This is a genomic window from Arthrobacter sp. ISL-28, from assembly GCF_018613875.1.
GTDB lineage: Bacteria > Actinomycetota > Actinomycetes > Actinomycetales > Micrococcaceae > Arthrobacter.
This window is the reverse complement of record NZ_JAGGPJ010000034.1, coordinates 1-18,757: the sequence shown is the minus strand read 5'-3', so window position 1 is coordinate 18,757 and position 18,757 is coordinate 1. Positions and strand designations below refer to the sequence as shown.

The 18,757-nt window shown below is 63.7% G+C and carries 18 protein-coding genes and 3 pseudogenes; 9 read left to right on the top strand and 12 right to left on the bottom strand.

Features of this window, described 5'->3' with window-relative positions; genetic code table 11:
- Nucleotides 1-53 precede the first annotated feature (53 nt).
- The 5 genes and pseudogenes from J7E80_RS20015 to J7E80_RS19995 form a co-directional block, all read right to left on the bottom strand.
- Nucleotides 54-1,079, bottom strand: a complete 1,026-nt coding sequence (locus tag J7E80_RS20015; RefSeq protein ID WP_215053973.1) for a DUF4192 domain-containing protein — start codon at nt 1,077-1,079, stop codon at nt 54-56.
- Between the two features lie 582 nt (nt 1,080-1,661).
- A pseudogene (dprA, locus tag J7E80_RS20010) lies at nt 1,662-2,557 on the bottom strand (DNA-processing protein DprA); the annotation flags it as partial.
- A 491-nt stretch (nt 2,558-3,048) separates the two neighbouring features.
- The gene (locus J7E80_RS20005) at nt 3,049-3,645 is read right to left on the bottom strand and encodes a recombinase family protein (RefSeq protein WP_215053972.1); all 597 of its coding nucleotides are present in this window, start codon (nt 3,643-3,645) and stop codon (nt 3,049-3,051) included.
- A gap of 21 nt (nt 3,646-3,666) precedes the next feature.
- Complete coding sequence (locus J7E80_RS20000) at nt 3,667-4,923, bottom strand: IS110 family transposase (RefSeq protein ID WP_215054021.1); 1,257 nt, start codon at nt 4,921-4,923, stop codon at nt 3,667-3,669.
- Between the two features lie 570 nt (nt 4,924-5,493).
- Nucleotides 5,494-6,072 (bottom strand): TetR/AcrR family transcriptional regulator, encoded by a 579-nt coding sequence (locus J7E80_RS19995; protein ID WP_215053971.1) that lies wholly within the window; start codon nt 6,070-6,072, stop codon nt 5,494-5,496.
- A 71-nt stretch (nt 6,073-6,143) separates the two neighbouring features.
- On the opposite strand from J7E80_RS19995, the gene J7E80_RS19990 reads away from it, so the two are divergent.
- From J7E80_RS19990 to J7E80_RS19970, 5 genes are all read left to right on the top strand, one after another.
- Nucleotides 6,144-7,157: an NADP-dependent oxidoreductase gene (locus J7E80_RS19990; RefSeq protein ID WP_215053970.1), complete on the top strand. Its 1,014-nt coding sequence runs from the start codon at nt 6,144-6,146 to the stop codon at nt 7,155-7,157.
- A 61-nt stretch (nt 7,158-7,218) separates the two neighbouring features.
- The gene (locus tag J7E80_RS19985; RefSeq protein ID WP_215053969.1) at nt 7,219-7,578 is read left to right on the top strand and encodes a hypothetical protein; all 360 of its coding nucleotides are present in this window, start codon (nt 7,219-7,221) and stop codon (nt 7,576-7,578) included.
- Nucleotides 7,579-7,902: 324 nt separating this feature from the next.
- Nucleotides 7,903-9,027 (top strand): epoxide hydrolase family protein, encoded by a 1,125-nt coding sequence (locus J7E80_RS19980; RefSeq protein WP_215053968.1) that lies wholly within the window; start codon nt 7,903-7,905, stop codon nt 9,025-9,027.
- 251 nt (nt 9,028-9,278) lie between these two features.
- Nucleotides 9,279-9,683 (top strand): VOC family protein, encoded by a 405-nt coding sequence (locus J7E80_RS19975; RefSeq protein ID WP_215053967.1) that lies wholly within the window; start codon nt 9,279-9,281, stop codon nt 9,681-9,683.
- Entirely contained in the window at nt 9,680-9,961 is a 282-nt protein-coding gene (locus tag J7E80_RS19970; RefSeq protein ID WP_215053966.1) for a helix-turn-helix domain-containing protein, read from the top strand. Before J7E80_RS19975 ends, J7E80_RS19970 begins: the two co-directional genes overlap by 4 nt.
- Here J7E80_RS19970 and J7E80_RS19965 read toward each other — a convergent pair.
- Nucleotides 9,958-11,094, bottom strand: coding sequence for an IS110 family transposase (locus J7E80_RS19965; RefSeq protein ID WP_251037148.1), 1,137 nt, complete (start codon nt 11,092-11,094; stop codon nt 9,958-9,960). The two genes, J7E80_RS19970 and J7E80_RS19965, sit on opposite strands and share 4 nt — an antisense overlap.
- A gap of 807 nt (nt 11,095-11,901) precedes the next feature.
- A pseudogene (locus J7E80_RS19960) lies at nt 11,902-12,138 on the bottom strand (DNA-processing protein DprA); the annotation flags it as partial.
- Between the two features lie 80 nt (nt 12,139-12,218).
- Between J7E80_RS19960 and J7E80_RS24735 the strand changes: the two are divergent.
- Nucleotides 12,219-12,743, top strand: a complete 525-nt coding sequence (locus J7E80_RS24735) for a site-specific integrase (RefSeq protein ID WP_396020816.1) — start codon at nt 12,219-12,221, stop codon at nt 12,741-12,743.
- Complete coding sequence (locus J7E80_RS23995) at nt 12,691-13,215, top strand: hypothetical protein (protein WP_251037141.1); 525 nt, start codon at nt 12,691-12,693, stop codon at nt 13,213-13,215. The genes J7E80_RS24735 and J7E80_RS23995 overlap by 53 nt, the downstream gene beginning before the upstream one ends.
- Before the next feature lie 59 nt (nt 13,216-13,274).
- On the opposite strand, the gene J7E80_RS19950 is transcribed toward J7E80_RS23995, so the two are convergent.
- From J7E80_RS19950 to J7E80_RS19940, 3 genes and pseudogenes are all read right to left on the bottom strand, one after another.
- Entirely contained in the window at nt 13,275-14,012 is a 738-nt protein-coding gene (locus J7E80_RS19950) for a GAF and ANTAR domain-containing protein (RefSeq protein WP_215053965.1), read from the bottom strand.
- A gap of 41 nt (nt 14,013-14,053) precedes the next feature.
- Nucleotides 14,054-14,254, bottom strand: a complete 201-nt coding sequence (locus J7E80_RS19945) for a hypothetical protein (protein ID WP_215053964.1) — start codon at nt 14,252-14,254, stop codon at nt 14,054-14,056.
- Nucleotides 14,255-14,344: 90 nt separating this feature from the next.
- A pseudogene (locus J7E80_RS19940) lies at nt 14,345-14,551 on the bottom strand (DNA-processing protein DprA); the annotation flags it as partial.
- Between the two features lie 100 nt (nt 14,552-14,651).
- Here J7E80_RS19940 and J7E80_RS19935 point away from each other — a divergent pair.
- Both J7E80_RS19935 and J7E80_RS24730 read left to right on the top strand, forming a co-directional pair.
- On the top strand, nt 14,652-15,266 hold the full coding sequence (locus J7E80_RS19935) for a carbonic anhydrase (protein WP_215053963.1): 615 nt from the start codon (nt 14,652-14,654) through the stop codon (nt 15,264-15,266).
- A gap of 1,356 nt (nt 15,267-16,622) precedes the next feature.
- Nucleotides 16,623-16,904, top strand: coding sequence for a DUF1508 domain-containing protein (locus J7E80_RS24730; RefSeq protein ID WP_215053962.1), 282 nt, complete (start codon nt 16,623-16,625; stop codon nt 16,902-16,904).
- 621 nt (nt 16,905-17,525) lie between these two features.
- Here the strand turns inward: J7E80_RS24730 and J7E80_RS19925 are convergent.
- On the bottom strand, nt 17,526-17,672 hold the full coding sequence (locus tag J7E80_RS19925) for a hypothetical protein (protein ID WP_215053961.1): 147 nt from the start codon (nt 17,670-17,672) through the stop codon (nt 17,526-17,528).
- A 178-nt stretch (nt 17,673-17,850) separates the two neighbouring features.
- Nucleotides 17,851-18,477: a DUF4192 family protein gene (locus tag J7E80_RS19920; protein ID WP_215053960.1), complete on the bottom strand. Its 627-nt coding sequence runs from the start codon at nt 18,475-18,477 to the stop codon at nt 17,851-17,853.
- Nucleotides 18,478-18,757 lie beyond the last annotated feature (280 nt).

The following is an 18,757-nucleotide window of genomic DNA, read 5'->3' as shown; positions in this document are numbered from 1 at the left end:
CCGCCGACGCACCCAAGGGGCCGGACCGTTTTCCCGGTCCGGCCCCGTTGCTTTTAGCGGTGACGCTTATAGGCGGTTGCCTGGTTCTTCGCGACCGGGGCGATGGTTCCCCGGCTCACCAGCTGGTCCATCAGTTCCGCGAGCCTGTAGCCTGGTGTATCAGCCAGAGCAAGCTTGAAGTGGTCCGCAGCTACTGACGACTGACCTTTGAGGTACGCCAGCCATCCGATCAGGGTCAGCAGTGGCGCCCGGTAGCCTTCCGGCGCGGCGTCGATGAGGTCCCGGGCGGTTTCCTGGGCCCGGTCCACGCGGTTCCAGTCCGGGGCGATACCTTCTCCCATGAGCAGGTTCCCGCTTTCCTCGGCGTCCGGCAGGTCCGGGTTGATCACGTTGCAGAGCAACGTGTCGCGCAGGTCCGGGCGCTGGAAGCATGCCAGCAGCTCCACCGCTGTCTGCGGATCCGTCCAGCCGTCCCGGGTCAGGGCGTCGGCCCACAGTTCCCTGCCGGGATTCAGCTCCGCGCCGAGCACTTCAGGGAGCGCATGACGGATCTGTTCCTCCCTGTCTGCTGGGCCTGCGAACGGTGCGTAGCTGGTGCCGGGCGTCTTTTGGTAGCTGCTGCCGCGGAACACCAGTTCCGCGTTTAGTTGCCCGTCGGTGATGGATTCCAGTGATTCGGGTGGGCAGCACCCGGCGTCGCTGTCGCACAGCAGGTTTTGCCAGTGCGACGGGGTGATCAGCCACGCGTCCTGCAGCGGGGTACCTGCACCCTCCAGCGCCTCAATGACGGCCTCGACGTGGTCGTGGAAGGGGCGCGGCTGTCCGGGTGCCGCGGTGCTGGCGGTGTAGATGGCCAGCAGCACCGCCGTGGCCTGAGTGTCCAGTGCGAGATAGTCAGCCATGGAGCGGGCGAAACCGGCGGGTTCCGCGAACGCGGGGGCGTCGACGCGGAGTGTCGCGCCCAGCGTCTTGCCCCGCATGGTCAGGAACACGAAGGATTCCCGCGGTACGAACCCGAGGGAGTGCGGGATGAAACCGAGGATGTCGGCGGGGCTGGAGATGCGGATTGCGTCGGTCATGTTGAAAGTCCTTTGCTGAGGATTAGGTGGGCGGGGCGGCTTAGGTGACCGGCCAGCTTCCCCTCTCCCCCCGTTGTTTTGGCTGCTGGCGAAGCTTGCGGAGCTGTGGCCGACGGAGGCCTGTCTACCCGCAGGGCAAGGGGCGGGAAATTCCCGGAGGAAATCAGCGACGAAGGAGCGCCGGAGGGACATTTCCTGCGCCGCAGGCCCCGACGAAGGAGGGGCTAGACGGGCCGGAGCGGACACGTACAATCCGTCAGGACAGCAGCCAAAACGTCGTAGACAAGACAGGGCCAGGGGGTCCGGAGCTCTGCGACGGTGCGTCCTGGTCCCAACAGCCGGCCGCGCCCGCGGACGCCCGATCCTGTGAGCTCTGCGAACAAGCTTTTCCCTGGGGCGCCCACAGATCCCCAAAGTGAGCCGGCACGGCGGTGGGTCGCGGGCGGCAGCTGAGCCGGCGCCTGGTTTTGCGAATGGCGGTCCGCCGCCGGTGACCCAACGTGCAAGCCGCTAACGAGCGGCGGACCGCCCGCGGTGGCCGGCCCGGGAAGGACCGGCCACCCGGGAGTCTTAGCTGGCGAGCAGCTCAGTTAGTTCCGCTGCATCGGAGACCAGCACGGCTCCGCCTTCCCTCAGCAGCCGATGGCATCCTGCGGAGTTTGCGCTGTGGATGCTGCCGGGGACGGCGGCCACGTGCCGGGCGATCGTTTCGGCGTGGTGCGCGGTGTTCAGCGCACCTGAGCGCCAGCGGGCCTCCACGACACACGTGACTCCGGCGAGGGCAGCGATGATGCGGTTCCTCTGCAGAAACCTGTACCGGTCGGGGCGGAACCGGGCGGGAGCTCTGAGAGCGTCAGGCCGTTGCCGCGGATCGCGGCCGCGAGATCGGCGTTACCGGACGGGTAGTCTCGGTCAAGGCCTCCGGCCAGTACCGCGAGGGTTGCCGGTCCTTCTCCCTGGCTTCCGGCCAAAGCGGCCCGGTGTGCGTGTGCATCTATGCCGTAGGCAAGGCCTGAGATCACGCAGATTCCACGTTGGGCCAACCTGTATACCATGTCGCCTGCAACGGAGGCGCCGTAGCTGGTCGAGTCCCGGGATCCGGTCAGGGCCACACACTTCGACGGCGCTGGGATGCCATCGTCGATGTTGCCCCGATACCACAGCCCGTACGGGGCGTCAGGCAGATCATCCAAGCCCTCCGGCCAGCGCTCATCTCCTGGGATGAGAAACCCGCCGCCCAGGCGTTCGATGATGGCCAAGTCCTTCTTCGGATCGACCTCCGGAACCCGCGGAGCCCACCGTCTCAACACCTCTGACAGTTCTTCGACCGTTGCCTCCGGAATGGCGTGTACGGGCTGCGCGCCGGTAGCAAGCCTCAACGCGGCGTACGCGCCGAGCCTGCCCACGAGGGCCCGCCCGACACGGTCGCCGGGTTCGAAGAGTCGGGTCAGGGCTGCGCGTGCAGTGCGATCGTTCATGGTTTCTCTCGTCCTTTGCTGAGGATCCGGTGGGCGGGGCGGCTTTGGTGACCGGCCAGCTTCCCCTCTCCCCCCGTTGTTTTGGCTGCTGGCGAAGCTTGCGGAGCTGTGCCCGACGGAGGCCTGTCTACCATTGGGCAAGGGCCGGGAAATTCCCGGAGGAAATCAGCGACGAAGGAGCGCCGGAGGGAAATTCCCGGCACGCAGGCCCCGGAGTTCACGGAGGGGCTAGACGGGCCGGAGCGGGTACGTACAATCCCTCAGGACAGCAGCCAAAACAAGAAAAACGCTTCTACAGCCCGAGCGAAGCGAGGACCATTACACAGCGCCCAGCGCTGTGTACCGCCGAAGTTCGCCGGGCGCTCTCGGTCCGGCTGAGGTAAGGCACCAGCGTTTTGAAAAGGCACTGCTTGTTCAAAACACCTACAGCTCCCACTCCCGCAACGGGGTCGGGTGTCAATGTTGGCGCGATATGGCCGTCTTTTACGGTGCTAAATGGCAGCCTGCTGGCCGGCAAGGGCTCGTGACCGCCTGTAAAAGGTTGCTCGGGACATTCCCAGGTCGCGGGCAACCTGCGCCGCGGGCTCTCCACCTTCGACCAATCGGACAGCATTTCGAATCTGGCTATCGGTAACCCGGCGGGGCCGGCCGCCGAGACCCAGGCCCGCCTCGCGTCGCTTGTTGATGGAGTCCGTGACGCGTTCGCGCTTGATCTCATGTTCCATTTGCGCAAGGGCGGCCATGATCGTGAACAACATTGAGCCCATCGGTGTTGCGGTGTCGACGTCGCCTCCGCCCAGGTTCAGCACGCGCAAACCGGCTTTCCTGCTGCGGAGTTCATCGGCGAGGGCGAGCATGTTCTGGGTGGATCGCCCGAGCCGGTCCAAAGTCGTGATGACGAGGGTGTCACCTTCCATGAGCGCGTCGAGTGACCGATCGAACTGTGGTCGAGATGCGTGTGCTCCGGAGACCCCATGGTCGGTGTATAGGTCATCGCGTCGAACACAGGCGGCCAGGAGATCCGCGCGCTGCCGGTCCGTGGACTGCTGTCGTGTCGAAACGCGTGCATAGCCAATGAGTTTCGACATGCCTGCCTCCGAGTGTGTCTACTAAGAAAACGAAGGTGAGCTCCCTGCAGAAAGTGGGGTGAGGTTGGGCTCGAATCCAAGCGAGACCATTCTGCGTTGGAGGCGTTTCCTGGCGCGTTCGGGGTTCGTTTTGTCATAATGATCGATGCCGAGTTCATCGTAGGCGACACCGTCGTGGAGCATGTTCCAAACGATGACGAGCAGCGTGTGTTGGAGAGCGACTACGGCACGCAGGGAACCGGCATGGGACTGAATGCGACGGTATTTCACGGCGAGATAGGTCGTTTTGGATCGTGACACGGCCAGCGCCGCGATTCCCAGTGCGGCTTTGAGGTAGTGGTCGCCGGGTCGGGTTTGGGTGGACTTGATCCGTCCAGCGGACTCGTTCTGGCTCGGACATACTCCCGCCCACGAGGCCAGATGGCCCGCAGTGTCAAAGACGCTCATGTCCACGCCGGCTTCGGCGATGATGACGTTAGCGACATTCTTCGAAATCCCAGGGACGGTCATCAGCAGCTCCCGGGCTAAGGAAAAAGGTTCCATCACCATATCGATGCGGGTGTCGAGGGCCGCGAGGGTCGCTTCGATTTGATCGATGCGGTCCAGATGCAGCTGCACCATGAATGCGTGGTGGTCGGTGAAGCGGCCGGTGAGGGCTTCGACCAGCGCCCCGGATTTGCGGCCCATCGAGGCGTGCGCCAGCGAAGCTAAGGCCTGCGGGTCACGTTCTCCGGATACGAGCGCGTTGAGGATGCTGCGGGCGGATTGAGTGCTCAGCGTGCTGACGACCGAGGACAATTTGATACTCGAGTCCTCCAGTGCTTTCTCCAGTCGTGAGAATTCGCGGGTGCGCTCATGAGTCAGGTTCGATCGCGTGCGGGTCAAATCCCGCAACTGACGGATCGGCTCGGGCGGCACGAAACTGGCCCGCAGCAGATTATGGGCAGCGAGCTCCGCCAGCCACGTCGCGTCTGAAACATCGCTCTTCCTCCCCGGGATATTCCGCGCAGCTTTGGCATTAACCAGTTGCACGTTCAGCGACTCCGCCAGCAGGAAGTAGAACGGTTTCCAGTAGTCGCCGGTAGCCTCCATTACCACCACCGTCACCGCGACTGCCTCCAGATCACGCCGCAGACGCACGATCTCATTCGTCGTCGCCCCATATGTGGCCACTGTCCTACTGGACGTCCCTGCCCGCGTTCCCGGTACCCGGATGCAGACCTTCGCATCACGTTTGGAGATATCCATTCCCGCGGCACGCTCGTGCACGATGTCCATCATCTACTCCTCGCATCCGCTCCAACAGCACCACCGGGCTGGCGGTGTCAGGTACCGCGGGAAGGGCGGGGAAATGATTCAGGAATCTACTAAACGGGCTCGTCAACCCCTAGGCTGTTGGGCTGGCGGCACCAATCCACGGTTCCCGTGGAAGCCCTCCACACCACGCTCATAAACAGGCTCTGAGCACTAAGACACAGCGGCGTCGACCGCGGCACCGCCATCATCCGCCGCTACCCAAGCCAGCCACAAGGCCGTTTTCTCAAGCCAACAACGCCGCGGAGCGGCTCCACGTCTCGTAACTAATCATTAGTATGCCGATTCAAACAGAGGGTTTCGAGACATACTTATGAGAATCGCCTGGTGCTGGGAAAGCCACGTGATTTCAAACAACCTGGGACCGCATTTGACGCGGTGCTTTCCTCTGGACGAGACGCCTCGTATCTCAAGGGTTATGAGACGCCGGGTTGTTGCAGCTGGGATTCCTGTGCCTTCATCGCACATTCAATCGGGCCGGCTGTGCCGGCATCTAGAGCCTCCGTCGCGGCGCCTGTCGAGCCCAGTCCCGCGTTAGGGGGATTCGGAGAGGGAATCGCCGCTTGCTCGATTTACCAGGATTGCGCTTGCGATGATGTCGAAGAGATGACCGGCGCGGGTCGCGCTTGAGGGTTGGTCGCCGAGCCAGGCAAGTGCGGTGACGAGCGCGAACAGGTCGGTGCCATCCATGTCAGGGCGGGCGGCGCCGGCGGCCTGGGCGCGGGTGAGCAACTGCGTGCCGGCGCCGCGCAGCCTGACGCATGAGGTATGGAGGGCGGACTCCGTGTTTTCGATGGCGGCCATCATCATCTCCGTGACGCCCCGGTAGGTACGGGAGAACGCGACGAAATCGCGCAGCCAGACAATGAGTGCGTCTGCCGGTGCGCTTGCCGCCTCAAGCTCGGCTGCCTGCGCTGCCAGCTTGTCAAAGCTCTTGCGCAGCAAGGCTTCAAGCAGGGCCTCCCGTGACGGAAAATGCCTGTAAAGCGTTCCCAATCCAACGCCAGCCCGGCGGGCGACGTCGCGCAGCGACGCCTCAGCTCCCTGCTCGACGACAACAACGCGGCCAATATCGAGCAGGTGCTCATAGTTTCTTTGAGCGTCGACGCGCATCTCACATCTCCTTTTGACAACCGGAGCAGTGCTCCAGTAATGGTACAGGCAGGCCACTGAAAGGACACACAATGCCCACGAACAGTATGAAGGCGATTCGAATTCACCACTTCGGCGGCCCCGAGGTAATGCGCCACGAAGAGGTGCCGGTCCCCGAGGTGGGGCCTGGCGAGGTGCTCGTCCGGGTCTCCGCGGTGGGCGTCAACCCTCCGGACTGGTACATGCGCGAGGGCATGCCGGGCGTGCCGCGAGAGATGCTGCCGCCCATGAACCTGCCCATCATCCTGGGCACCGACGTGTCAGGGGTCGTGGAGGCTGTCGCCGGCGACGTCGAAGGCTTCACGAAGGGCGAAGAAGTTTTCGGCCTGGTCCTCTTCCCCACCAGCCTCCAGGGCAGCGCCTATGCCGAATACGTGACCGCGCCGGCCTCAGACCTTGCGCACAAGCCAGCGGGCGTCGAACACCTGCACGCCGCGGGTGCAGCAATGTCCGGGCTGACCGCATGGCAGTTCCTCGTCGAGCTGGGACACGACCATCCCTCGCCTTTTCAGGCCCATCGGCACCGCCCGGTCAGGCTCGACTCCAACACCACGGTGCTGGTCAACGGGGCCGCGGGCGGCGTTGGGCACTTCGCCGTCCAGCTTGCGAAATGGAAGGGCGCGCACGTCATCGCCGTCGCCTCGGGAGAACACGAAGAATTCCTGCGGGAACTCGGCGCTGACGAATTCATCGACTACACCAAGAACCGCCCCGAAGACACCGCCCATGACATCGACCTCGTAGTCGATACCGTCGGCGGTCCCCACAGCCGACGCTTCCTCCGCACGCTCAAGCGCGGCGGCGCGCTGTTCCCGGTCTACCTCGCCGAATTCGACCCCGAGGAGGTCGCCGAGCACGGAGTCGTGGTCTCATCCACCCAGGTGCGCTCCGACGGCCAACAGCTCGAACAGTTGGCCGGCCTGATCGAGGCCGGCACATTGCGCGTCGCCATCGACAGCACCTACCCGCTCGCCAGCGCCCAGCAGGCGCACGAGAGGGCGGCCCAGGGACACATCCAGGGCAAGATTGTGCTCACGGTCCGATGAGCTCGCTACGAGCCGGCCATGAACCGGCATCCGTGCGGCCGGGGAGATCAGGAGCCACTCAATGACCACACTCCGAGGCGCCCTGGCCGACCTCCTCGAGAATCACGACCTTCCTGTCGACGAGGCAGCCGACCGTCACATCAGCCCCGACTTCCGCCAACGCACGAACGGGCAGTGGGACGACCGGGCCGGATTTCTCGCCCGCATCAGGCGCCTGCGAAGCAACACCCAAGAAGTCACCATTACCGTCCTGGATGAAATCACCGACGGCAGCAGCTACGCCGAACGCCACCTCATCGAGTTGCTCGGCGTCGATGGTCGGCGCGTCGTCTATGAGGTCTACGTCTTCGCCGCCCTGGGTTCCGACGGACGGTTCGAACGCATCGAGGAAGCGACCGTCATGGTCGGGCCCGCAACTTGATGCCTGTCTAAGCAATACACGGTCACCGCGACCAGTGCCGTGTCCTCGTTCATCGCCGGACACTGTTGCCCAGCAACAACCCCCCGGCCGCGCTTCCGGACGCATGCATAGATCGTTAGGGCGTCACAAGTCAGTCTTCGGCCGTGTCCGCCGCGTCTTCTCAGGAAAGGGGTGCGGGCGGGTTCCATTCATTGTCCCGGCCGCACCCCGAGTCCTGCACTTCCGCTGTCCCAACACAGCATGGCTGCAACGAGAAGGAAGCAGCACAGGCTGGGATAAGTTCGTCTAAACGTCACGACTTATGCATCAGTTGAAATGAGCGCTATGTCCCGTTCCCCCCTCACCCTCGATCCGACAAACGAAGAAATCAACGAGGTGCGCCGCCGGCTTCGTAACACACGGTGGCCTGCCTCCTGGCCTGTGACGGGCTGGGAAGCCGGAACTGACCAGGAAGAGCTGCGCCGACTGGTCTCGTACTGGGCCGAGGACTTCGACTGGGAAGCCCAACAACGTCACATCCACGCGTTGCCCTGGAATACAGCGGACATTGACGGCACCGCCGTCGCATATCTCCGGTTCGACCCGGAAAAGCAGGGCGGCCTCCCCGTCATACTCACCAACGGATGGCCAAGCACCGCTCTGGAGCTCGTGGCTCTCGCCGAGCGGTTAGCGGCACCATCGCGGTTCGGCGGCAGTTCCGAGACTGCCGTAACGGTAATTGTTCCGGCCCTGCCAGGTCTGCCATTCTCCCCGCAGCGCCCATCCCTGCACGACCAGACACACGAGCTCTGGCACCGGTTGATGACAGACCACCTCGGCTTCGACCGCTACGCGGCCCACGGCGGCGACCTCGGCGCAGGAATTACTTCACGCCTGGCCGCTGCCCATCCCCACGCAGTCGCGGGCATCCATCTCCTCGCAGTTGCTGCACCGCTTCAAATTGACCCCGCTACGATCAGCCCCGAAGAACAAGAACATTTAGAACGTGTGAACGCCTGGGTCGCAGGAGAAGGTGCGTACCAACACCTGCAGCAAACCCGTCCGCTCACCCTCGCTCCCGCACTGTCGGACTCGCCGGCAGGCCTCTTGTCTTGGATCCTCGAAAAGCACCGGGCGTGGAGCGACTGCGGAGGGGACGTCTCGACACGGTTCAGCGATGACTACCTCCTCACCCTCGCATCCGTCTACTGGTTCACCAAGTCCATCGGCACGTCATTCCGCCCGTATTACGAATTCGCGGCCGGCTTCACAACGCGTGTGGATCAGGTGCGGGTCCCGACGGCGGTCGCCCTATTCCCGTTCGACCTCGCACAGCCACCCCGAAGTTGGGCCGCCCGGTCATATCAAGTCACCAGATACACAAGGATGCCCCGGGGCGGACATTTCGCTCCGCACGAGGAACCCGAGCTCCTCGCCAATGACATCACCGCGTTCTGGCACACCCTCTGAGCAATAGATGCAGCCAACATCAAAGGGTGTCTCGTAACCCGGGATGCCCCATAACCCTAGCCATATAAGACATCTCGGCCTGAGCGATGCGGCGACGCCCGGTTAGAGATCCCTGCCTGCACCATTGCCGAACGCACGGTTTGGTCCCTAATACTCGTCCGTACCTCTGAACGTGCTCCTACACGCCCGCAAGTCGCGGAGCGCGCGGCTTAGTCTTGACGTCACACTTGCATTTTGCAAGCATTGGCCGCATGAGCCTTTTCATCACCTGCCCGGTCGAGAGCGTCGAGCGCGCGACTGCCTTCTACACCGCCCTCGGCTGGACCCTCAACCCCGAGATGTCCGATCACAACGTGTCATGCTTCGCGATCGCCCCCGAGCAGTACGTCATGCTCGGCAGCCGAGAGATGTATGCGAGCGTCGGGGGCGCCGAGGAGCTGGTCGGCGGACCCGACACCCCCTCGAAGGTCACGGTCTCGTTCGACCTCGGCAGCCGTGAGGCGGTCGATGAGCTCACCGAGCGCGCCGGTGCCGCCGGCGGACGGATCGGTGATATCGACGACTACCCCTTCATGTACCAGCGCCAGTTCGACGACCCTGACGGCTACCACTACTCGCCGTTTTGGATGAAGCCGGACGCCGATCCGACCGTGTGAGCGACCTCGCTGCTGCCCTCGATATCGTTGGAGCACGGTGGGCCCTGCTCGTCGTGGAGCGGCTGCTCGACGGGCCGCAGCGCTACGGCGATCTGCAGCGCGACCTCGGCGTGCCGACGAACATTCTCGCGACCCGCCTGCGCGAGCTCGAAGCGGCCGGGGTACTGTCCCGGCTGCCCCTCCGGCACAACACCCGGGCCTACGCGCTGACCGATCGGGGGCTTGCCTTGCGTGAGGCGATCGTCGCGCTAGGACGCTGGGGCAGCGAGGAGGCCTAGCCTGGCGCGGAATCGCGATACGCTCCGACGAGTTGGCTGGGCTCCGCCCCTGCAGCATGAGGTCGGGCAGGATCCATGGAGGCGTAAAGGGTGTTGAGCTGGCGGTAGAGGGTTCGGGCAAGGTAGCGCTTGAGGGATCTTCGAATTTCGCGGTAGCCGCGGCCTTCTTGGGTGCGTTTGGCGACGTACTCCCTCGTTCCGGGGTGGTGAACCATCCGAGTCATGGTGGTGGTGTGCAAGGCACGGTTGAGGCGCCTATCACCGCCCCTGTTGAGCCTGTGACGGACAGTGTTACCGTTTGAGGCCGGCAAGGGATTCACCCCTGCCAGTGACGCGAAAGCAGCTTCGCTGCGAACCCTTCCTGGATGCGACCAAGCCGTCAGGACGGCAGCGATTGAAACGGCGCCAGCGCCCACCATCTCCAACAGCGGGGCGGCGGGGCTTTGCTGAATTAGCTCAGTCATGCGCTTCTGATTAGCAGCCAGCTGAGTGGTCACTTCGAGAACGCGGCGCGCCAACCGAACCGCTTCCTCCCGCGCAATCGCTAATTCCATCTGCTCCTGCCGTTCCCGCCATCTGGTGATCGCGGCGATCTGCGCGGGAACCAGAGGCTTACGGGCGTCTACTCCAAGGTCATGTGCCCGGAGGAGGGCGATGAGTGCATTTACATTCATTGTTCGTTCCCGCGTCAGCTGATCCCGGGCCGCACTCAGGATCCTGAGCCCGGCACGGGTTCCTTCATCCCGTCGCGGAACCCGGAGTTGGGACTCCTCCAAGCCCAGGACAGCGGCTCCGATGGCGGTGGCGTCCAACGGGTCCGATTTGCCCAGCCCCCGACGGCCTCGGGCGTTCATCCGTGGAGCTTCGGCGACGTCATAACCCGCGTCCGTTGCTGCCCTGGCCAGCCGGGCCCCATATGAGCCGATACCCTCAACAGCCCACAAACACCCCATATCGCCGTCTGTCCTTCGGCCTACCCAGGCAAGGGCGCGTGAAATCCCTGCCGAGGTGGTCGGGAACTGCTCGCACGCGACCTGTCGCTTAGTGCTGGCCTCGATGATGGCGTAAGTATGGGTTCGGGCGTGACAGTCCACGCCGATAACGAACGGGCGGGACTGCGCAACGATAGTCAACGCGGCCACCCTCCTTCCTTTCGAACGGGCAAGACAGGTCGCAGCACGACCGGCGCCGGACCTGGGAAGAGTCACCCCGCGGCAAAACTGTGATGAGCCACAACCTCTAAAGGCTGGACAAGCTTCTAATCAAGCCAACGACGTGGGACAGGTCAACGCCGGTCGCTCCACCCAGCGCGGACAAATCGGGGGAAACGCACCTTCAAGGGCAATTGTTTTTTCGAGTCACGCGCCAGGCAGAACGACCGGCATCAACACTGCCAGCTAGTCCCAGACCAGCCACGTAAAGACTCACAGTTGTTATTGGCTGCTGGCGGAGCATCGCGTAGCTGTGCCCGACGGAGGCCCGTCTACCCGCAGGGCAAGGGGCGGGAAAGTTTGCGGAGGAAATAAGCGACGCAGGAGCGCCGCAGCAAAGTTTCCCGGCCGCAGGCCCCTGAGGAACGAAGGGGCTAGACGGGGTGGAGCGGGCACGTATGATCCGAAGGACAGCAGCCAAAAAACGTCGTAGACACCACAGGGCCAGGGGGTCCGGAGCTCTGCGACGGGGCCCCTGGACCCAACAGCCGGCCGCGCCAGCGGACGCCCTTATGGGTGCGAGCCCTGCGAGCATGCCCTTTCGTCTGGGGCGCCACCGTTTCGCCCACGCCGGCCGCTCACCCAAGGCTTGCCGCCCGCCTGGCTTATCCAAGCGGGATCCTTGGCGGGAACGGCGGTCCGCCGCCGGCGACCACAAGCGGCACCCGGCCACGCGCGGCGGACCGCCAGCGGTGACCGGCCGTCAAAGGCCGGCCGCCGTTGCAGGTCCTAGCCGGGGAGCAGGACGGCGAGGTCGGCCGCGTCGGTCACCAGTACCGCGCCGCCGTCCTTCAGGAGCCTGTGGCATCCTGCGGAGTTGGCGCTGTGAACACTGCCGGGGACGGCGGCGACGTGCCGGGCGATGGTCTCGGCGTGGTGGGCAGTGTTCAGCGCACCGGAGCGCCAGCGGGCTTCCACCACGCACGTGACACCGGCGATGGCGGCGGTGATGCGGTTCCGGGACAGGATTATTTACCGGACTAAGTCCACGGTTCACGACGCGTGTCGCCGGTCCTCGACGGGCCTGTGAGCGGCATGCTTTGCTCATGGATCTGTCGGACCGAGGCTTTGCCCCGCGCCGTGTGGAGGACCTGGCACTCGCCGAGGTTGGACGGGTCGTGGCCTGTTGCGGAGTTCCTGGGTTCGTGGTCGTCGACGCGATGGAGGAGGAGTTCGCTCCTGCGACGGAATACCTGCTCGAGCTTGCCGCGACGGACTACTCGCCGCGAACGGTGCGAACCTACGCGTTGTCGTTGCTTCGGTTCCTTCGGTTCTTGTGGGCGGTCGGGATCAGCTGGGATAAGGCTATGGCGCTCGAGGCGCGCGACTTCGTGTTGTGGGCACGTGAGGCCGAGAAGTTCGTCGGTAACCGCAACGAGCCGCAACGGCGAGGGAGCCGGAACCTGGTCACGGGGAAGAAGCATCTCGGGACGCGCTATTCCCGCAACGATCAACCACACGACGACTGTGTGCAAAGCGTTTTATGCCTACCAGCTTCGCGTGGGCCGAGGGCCCGCCGTGAACCCATTCGATTTGCGCTGCGGCCGTGCCTACTCGCATCACGATCCTGAGCGATTTATCGAGAAGCGGCGTGTCGCTCGACCCACCGAGGAATACCGCGAACCAACCGCTGCCGAATGGGACGAATTCGAGGCCCACTTCGTGCAGCGCAAGCTCAGCCTGGGCAGCTGCGGACGCGCCTACGGCACCGGCTGCCAACACGAACACGGCCTGCGCTGCGCGCTCCTCCGCCCCGACCCCACACAGATCGCCCGACTCCAAGACATCATAGACAACCTCAAGGAGCGCATCACCGAAGCCAAACAACACGGCTGGGTCGGGGACGTCGAAGGCCTACGCGTCACCCTCAACAGCGCCGAACTGAAACTCGCGCAGATGTATAAACTACACAGCCACCACGACCCTACACAGCCACCACGACCGGGAAGTCGTCGAACTAGGAATCCCCCGGTCTCGATCAGCCTTCAGAAAAGATGCTCCGAATGCACACTGAGAAGAAAAGATTCGGGTTTCCCCCTATAGGCAAGACCCGGGACACTGCTCGCCGCAGACACGAGCGGCGGATCCGACGCGGCGTGTGTTTAGTCTTCGAAATACGTGGCGGGCACATTCTCCCGTGAAACCCGGGCGATGATCTGCGCGGCAATGGCATGGAGTTTTTCGTTGCGGTCACTGGAGGCTTTCTTGAGGAACTCCATCGCTTGTTCCTGGCCGCATCGGTTTTCGGCCATGATCATCCCGCAAGCCAGGTCGATCGCTGTTCTGTTCTCCATTGCTGCCCGTAGGTTCTCGGCAAGCTGGTCCGCGGTCGCAATCCTTATGGCCAGGCGCAATGCCTGGCTGGCCATGTCGGCGAAGATGTCAGCGTTCTTGACGGCCTCGTCATCGAACAGGCCAGTAGTAGGAGCGAAAAAATTCAGGACAGCATCGGCCTGGCTTCCCAGCTCGAGAGGGACACCCATGGCGCTGCGGCATCCTGCCGCCAGGAGATTCTGGGCATACGTGGTCCATCTGGTCTCAGTGGACGCATCTCCCAGAACAATAGTGTGGCCCGCCTTGAGGGCCTCCACGCAGGGCCCCTCCCCGAGGCTCTGTTCAATGCCGTCCAAAAAGACCGCGTCGTCACTGCTGCCGGCGATCGTGACACTTCGCTTGCGGCGGTGCAAAGTGACCGCGCACTCGATCCGGCTACCCGTGCCTCGCGTCATCATTTCCGCGGCGAAGCCGGTCATGCCGTCAAGGAAGCCTTTGAGGTCCTCGGTTCCGGAGATCAGGCCGTGCAGGCGCTCAAAGTCATCAGATTGGTCCTCACTCGGCATACCTTCAATCTAAAAGCAGAACAGGGAGGGAGCAATCGTGCTCAAGTATCCTCAATGATTTCCAAGGCAGGAGAAAGCAATTCCATATCGATGTTACTGACCGGAATCAGCCCATAAAGATACGCTTCGAGCTCCAGCTCACCGGCGCTGCCGCCAACACTGAAAAAGGCAACCCATAACTCGTCCAAGCTGATGACTCCAGCTTTGACGAGCTCCAGTACGGCCAGCCGCACGTACTCCATGAAGTCATGGTAAAAACTGCTTCTCCCCTCTCACAAGGGACAGACCCCGGGCCCAGGATACGCAGTGCAGCATCCCCCAGACCCAGTAGTCCGGATAAGGAAACGGTATCGGGTGGGAGCGGACCCCGGGGGAAGCTCCGACAGTGTCAGGCCGTTGGCGCGGATCGCGGCCGCGAGGTCGGCGTTCCCGGACGGGTAGTCCCGATCAAGTCCTCCGGCCAGCACCGCGATGGTCGCCGGTCCGTCGCCTTGGTGCCCGGCCAGCGCGGCGCGGTGGGCGTGCGCGTCGATGCCGTAGGTTCTCACACCCCTTCCGGCGTGTTGGAATCCCGTGAGCCACGCCGGCACCGGCCGCAACAGTTTCGCCGTCTAGCTTCCCTCCCCGTAAAGTAGCCGCGTGGCTAACTACCTGACCCCCGCCCTCGCTTGGCGCCGCCTTCAGGACGGCAACGAACGATTCGTCTCCGGCCAGTCCATTCACCCCAACCAGGACGCCCAGCGGCGGTCATCCCTGGTGGAAGGGCAGAATCCCTTCGCCGTCATCTTCGGCTGCTCCGATTCCCGCCTCGCTGCAGAGATCATCTTCGACCTGGGCCTCGGGGATGCCTTCGTGGTCCGCACCGCAGGCCAGGTCATCGACGACGCCGTCCTCGGCTCGCTCGAATACAGCATCAGCCAACTGAAGGTTCCGTTGATCGTCATCCTCGGCCACGACAGCTGCGGTGCCGTCAGCGCCACAAAAGCAGCCGTGGAGGCTGGCGAAATGCCGTCCGGCTTCATCCGCGACCTCGTCGAGCGCATCACGCCCTCGGTCCTGACCTCCATCCGGAACGAAAAGCACGACATCAACGACATGGTCGTGGAACACGTCAAACAGACCGCCCGCCGTCTGGCCGACACCTCCCGCGTGATTTCCGACGCAATCCGGGACGGCCGCACCGCCGTCGTCGGCTTGTCCTATAGTCTCGGCGAGGGCCACGCAGAGCTTGTCTCCAGCATCGGCCAGCTCTGACGACTCCGGCGGGGCGCTGGACGGAGCCGCCCGAGCGGCCGTAGCATACCGACGGCGACGTCAGCAGCTTCAGCCCCCCGCACCTGGTCGACCCGTGGGGAGCCTATCTGGCGGTTCCAGTTCCCCGGGCCCCTAAAAGCCTTTGTCTGCTGCAGCCACGATGGCACCGGCTACGGATGCGTTATCCCTCGCGACGAGGTCACGGACCAAGGTCAGCAATTCACGGCGGAGTGTGTCCGTGTCGACATGAGCGGCCGATAGGACCAGACGCTCAAGTTCATGGGCCAAAGGCTGATCGCTGAACGGCTGACAGAACCGACGCCGGTGATCTGCAATAGCACGGCTCCGGGCTTTCCTCCGGTGACCTTCAGCAGTTCCGCACTTGACTGGACACACTCATCCTCGGTGATGCGTGCGTTGGACCGCAGGATGATCCGGTGTACTCCCCGGCTCACGCGGTCAACGGAGAAATCTGAATCGCACTCCGCAAGGCCCAGCGGGGACGTGGCCCGAGGTTGCTCAGAAGTTGGGGGCAGGACCTGGGGCTCCGGAAGCGGCTCCCGATGGTCGGTGAAAGGTTGAACTCTCATATGACTCCCCCAAGTCCCTGCATTAACCGCAAGCATCGCCGCTGCCTGACGCGCCCGAACCCTGTAGCACCAAGGCCTCACCCGGCCGGGGCATATTCCTTAGCCGTGAGTTAACCAGTAAGAGACCGGCACATGCCGGTCTCTTACTGGTTTCCCTCTGCATAAGAAATCTATGGTGCAGCGTCCGCACTCCAGGGGTAGAGGTCCCCCTCGAGGAGCGTCGCTTGGCACAGAGTCTACCCCGCCAAGCCCTACGGCCTGCTGTGAGCATGCCACCCGAGGATGTTCTCAGACACGGGAAAGCCCCTCGGACGAGGGGCTTCAACGGATAAGTCAGTCATAGATTGGTCTGGGTCAGCGGTGATCTGCTCCTCCTTCCCGGACGCCTAATGCGCCCCATGCCGGACTGTCGACAAGATTTTATTAACAAATCACTGGGCCGTCCAGAATCAGTAGCAGCATGTCGTCCGTCCAGACGAAAAACGGGCACCTGGTTCGCGGTCCCGGCCCAGCTGGTCGTCAATTACGAATTCGATGGCTGGGAAATACTTAAAAGGTCCTGAACCCATGGGTGACCGGTAAAAGTTCTACTGGCCGGTACCGGATTTTCCGCGTAACTTTAGTGGCGGACGTGTGGCCTGCTTCACATTTGTTGCCATCCGGAGTCCATGCCTTTACCAGACCGTCGGGACGGCAGCCCAGCGCCGTGTTTCCGCCCCGATGACATATCCAAGCCAAGGTGGCGGTCCCCGCCGGGAGGAGACCAATGGCGGGTATGTTCGAACTCTTCAACGACGAAGATTCGGGCTTCAGGTTCAGAATTACAGCTCCCGACGGGACGGTGATGGCGGTCTCGCGTTCCTTTCCGGACAAGCCCTCGGCAGTTGCAGGAATTAGGGACGTCCGGGAGTACGCCGGAATGGGCCATATTACGGACCTGTGCCCGATGTCTACCGCCGATGCAATCACCGGGCCCCCATCGCCACCAAATTACAAGACCACAACCTCCGCCGGCAGTCCCGATATGCACGGCTCGCACAATCCCTGACCCGGCCCCGCGCTACCAGTATCACCGGCAGCCGCTAGAGCTGACGCCGGAGACCCTACTGCCGGCCGACCACGCACCAACTTGCCACGCCGAGGTCTGTACGACGACGAACACGCGCAAACCATCTTGACGAAAAACATAGGGGCACCCCGTTGTTTTTTGGCTGCTGGCGAAGCATCGCGGAGCTGTGCCCGATGGAGGCCCGTCTACCCGCAGGGCAAGGACAGGGAAGTTTGCGGAGGAAATAAGCGACGCAGGAGCGCCGCAGCAAAGTTTCCGGACCGCAGGCCCCTGAGGAACGAAGGGGCTAGACGGGGTGGAGCGGGCACGTATGATCCGAAGGACAGCAGCCAAAAAACGTCGTAGACACCACAGGGCCAGGGGGTCCGGAGCGCTGCGACGGCGGCCCCTGGACCCAACAGCCGGCCGCGCCAGCGGATGCCCGAATGGGTGCGAGCCCTGCGAGCATGCCCTTTCGTCCTGACCGCCACGCACAGCGGCACCTGGTCACGGGGCGGCCGGGGCGAGGAGTGCTTAAACCATGAAGGCCGGCGTTGGCCGGCCTTCATGGTTTTCCTCTGCAATGGAAATCTGTGGGTGCAGCGTCGTTGCGGCTGGGTGTTAGCAGTCTTCGGGGAGCTGTTTCCGGGAGACGTCGAGGGGGCCGATTTCGGGTCCGGCGGTCAGAAGCGACAGTTCCAGGACGTCTTCGACGAAGCTCGCGTTCTCGGGCAGGGCGTCGTCGTCGGTCATGATGAACGTGCTCATGGTGCGGTCTCCCTGCTGCGGTGGTTGGTTCTGTCCTTCCACTGTAGCCGGAGCGTATGGGGGTTTGCTGGGGGAGGCTGGTCCGCGCAGCGTTGCCGGCGGCCGGAGGAGCGCCAGCGGGGGAGGCCGCCGGACCGGTGTGGCTGGCAGGAACCGTTTGGCTCCTGCCAGCCGGGGGTTACTGCTGGGGCCGGTAGGCGGTGTCCGGGTTTTGAGCCGTGCCTGCCACGGTGCCGCGGCGGATTACTTCGCTGAGCAGTTCCGCGAGCCGGTAGCCCTTGGTGTCGTGGGTGGCGAGTTCGAAGTGGTGGTTGGCTGTGGAGCCGCGGCCTTTGTAGAACTCCAGCCATCCGATGAGGGTGAGCATGGGTGCCCGGTAGCCTTCCGGTGCAGCCTGGATCAGTTCGCGGGCGATGTCCCGGGCTTTGTCCACGCGCGCCCAGTCCGGGGCGATGCCGCCGTGTCCAAGGAGGACCTTTCCGGCGTTGTCGATGTGCTCATGGACGATTTCGCAGAGCAGCACATCCCGGATGAACACATGCTGGAACGCGGCCACGAGCCGTACGGTGGTGGTTTCGTCCATGGCCCTGGTGGAGTCCAGCGTTTCCCGCCACAGCGCCTGGGCGGTGGGGCGGAGGTTCGGGGTGGTGGCGTTCATGTAGACGTGCCAGTCGCCCCGGACGATGCATTCCAGCCCGCCTTTCAGGAGCACTTCGAGGGCGCTGTGCCGGACGTCCAGGCTGCCCGCGGTGACGGCCTCGCTGAGCCGGGGTGGAACAACCAGTGCGATGCATTTGTGGATCATGGTTTGTGTCCTTTGCAGAGGAGTGGTGAGGGAGCGGCGTGACCCGGCCAGCTGCTTGCTTTCCTCCCCCGTTGTTTTTTGGCTGCTGGCGGAGCATCGCGGAGCTGTGCCCGACGGAGGCACGTCTACCCGCAGGGCAAGGGCGGGAAAGTTTGCGGAGGAAATAAGCGACGCAGGAGCGCCGCAGCAAAGTTTCCCGGCCGCAGGCCCCTGAGGAACGAAGGGGCTAGACGGGGTGGAGCGGGCACGTATGATCCGAAGGAATCTCAATGTTTCTGTC

Excerpts from the sequence above, each read along its gene's own strand:
- J7E80_RS19920 (WP_215053960.1), bottom strand. The coding sequence starts at position 18,477 with ATGATCCACAAATGCATCGCACTGGTTGTTCCACCCCGGCTCAGCGAG.
- J7E80_RS19980 (WP_215053968.1), top strand. The coding sequence starts at position 7,903 with ATGTCCCGTTCCCCCCTCACCCTCGATCCGACAAACGAAGAAATCAAC.
- J7E80_RS20000 (WP_215054021.1), bottom strand. The coding sequence starts at position 4,923 with ATGGACATCGTGCACGAGCGTGCCGCGGGAATGGATATCTCCAAACGT.
- J7E80_RS19975 (WP_215053967.1), top strand. The coding sequence starts at position 9,279 with ATGAGCCTTTTCATCACCTGCCCGGTCGAGAGCGTCGAGCGCGCGACT.
- J7E80_RS19995 (WP_215053971.1), bottom strand. The coding sequence starts at position 6,072 with ATGCGCGTCGACGCTCAAAGAAACTATGAGCACCTGCTCGATATTGGC.
- J7E80_RS20015 (WP_215053973.1), bottom strand. The coding sequence starts at position 1,079 with ATGACCGACGCAATCCGCATCTCCAGCCCCGCCGACATCCTCGGTTTC.
- J7E80_RS19990 (WP_215053970.1), top strand. The coding sequence starts at position 6,144 with ATGCCCACGAACAGTATGAAGGCGATTCGAATTCACCACTTCGGCGGC.
- J7E80_RS19945 (WP_215053964.1), bottom strand. The coding sequence starts at position 14,254 with ATGGAGTACGTGCGGCTGGCCGTACTGGAGCTCGTCAAAGCTGGAGTC.
- J7E80_RS19985 (WP_215053969.1), top strand. The coding sequence starts at position 7,219 with ATGACCACACTCCGAGGCGCCCTGGCCGACCTCCTCGAGAATCACGAC.
- J7E80_RS24735 (WP_396020816.1), top strand. The coding sequence starts at position 12,219 with ATGGATCTGTCGGACCGAGGCTTTGCCCCGCGCCGTGTGGAGGACCTG.
- J7E80_RS19925 (WP_215053961.1), bottom strand. The coding sequence starts at position 17,672 with ATGAGCACGTTCATCATGACCGACGACGACGCCCTGCCCGAGAACGCG.
- J7E80_RS20005 (WP_215053972.1), bottom strand. The coding sequence starts at position 3,645 with ATGTCGAAACTCATTGGCTATGCACGCGTTTCGACACGACAGCAGTCC.
- J7E80_RS19950 (WP_215053965.1), bottom strand. The coding sequence starts at position 14,012 with ATGCCGAGTGAGGACCAATCTGATGACTTTGAGCGCCTGCACGGCCTG.
- J7E80_RS24730 (WP_215053962.1), top strand. The coding sequence starts at position 16,623 with ATGGCGGGTATGTTCGAACTCTTCAACGACGAAGATTCGGGCTTCAGG.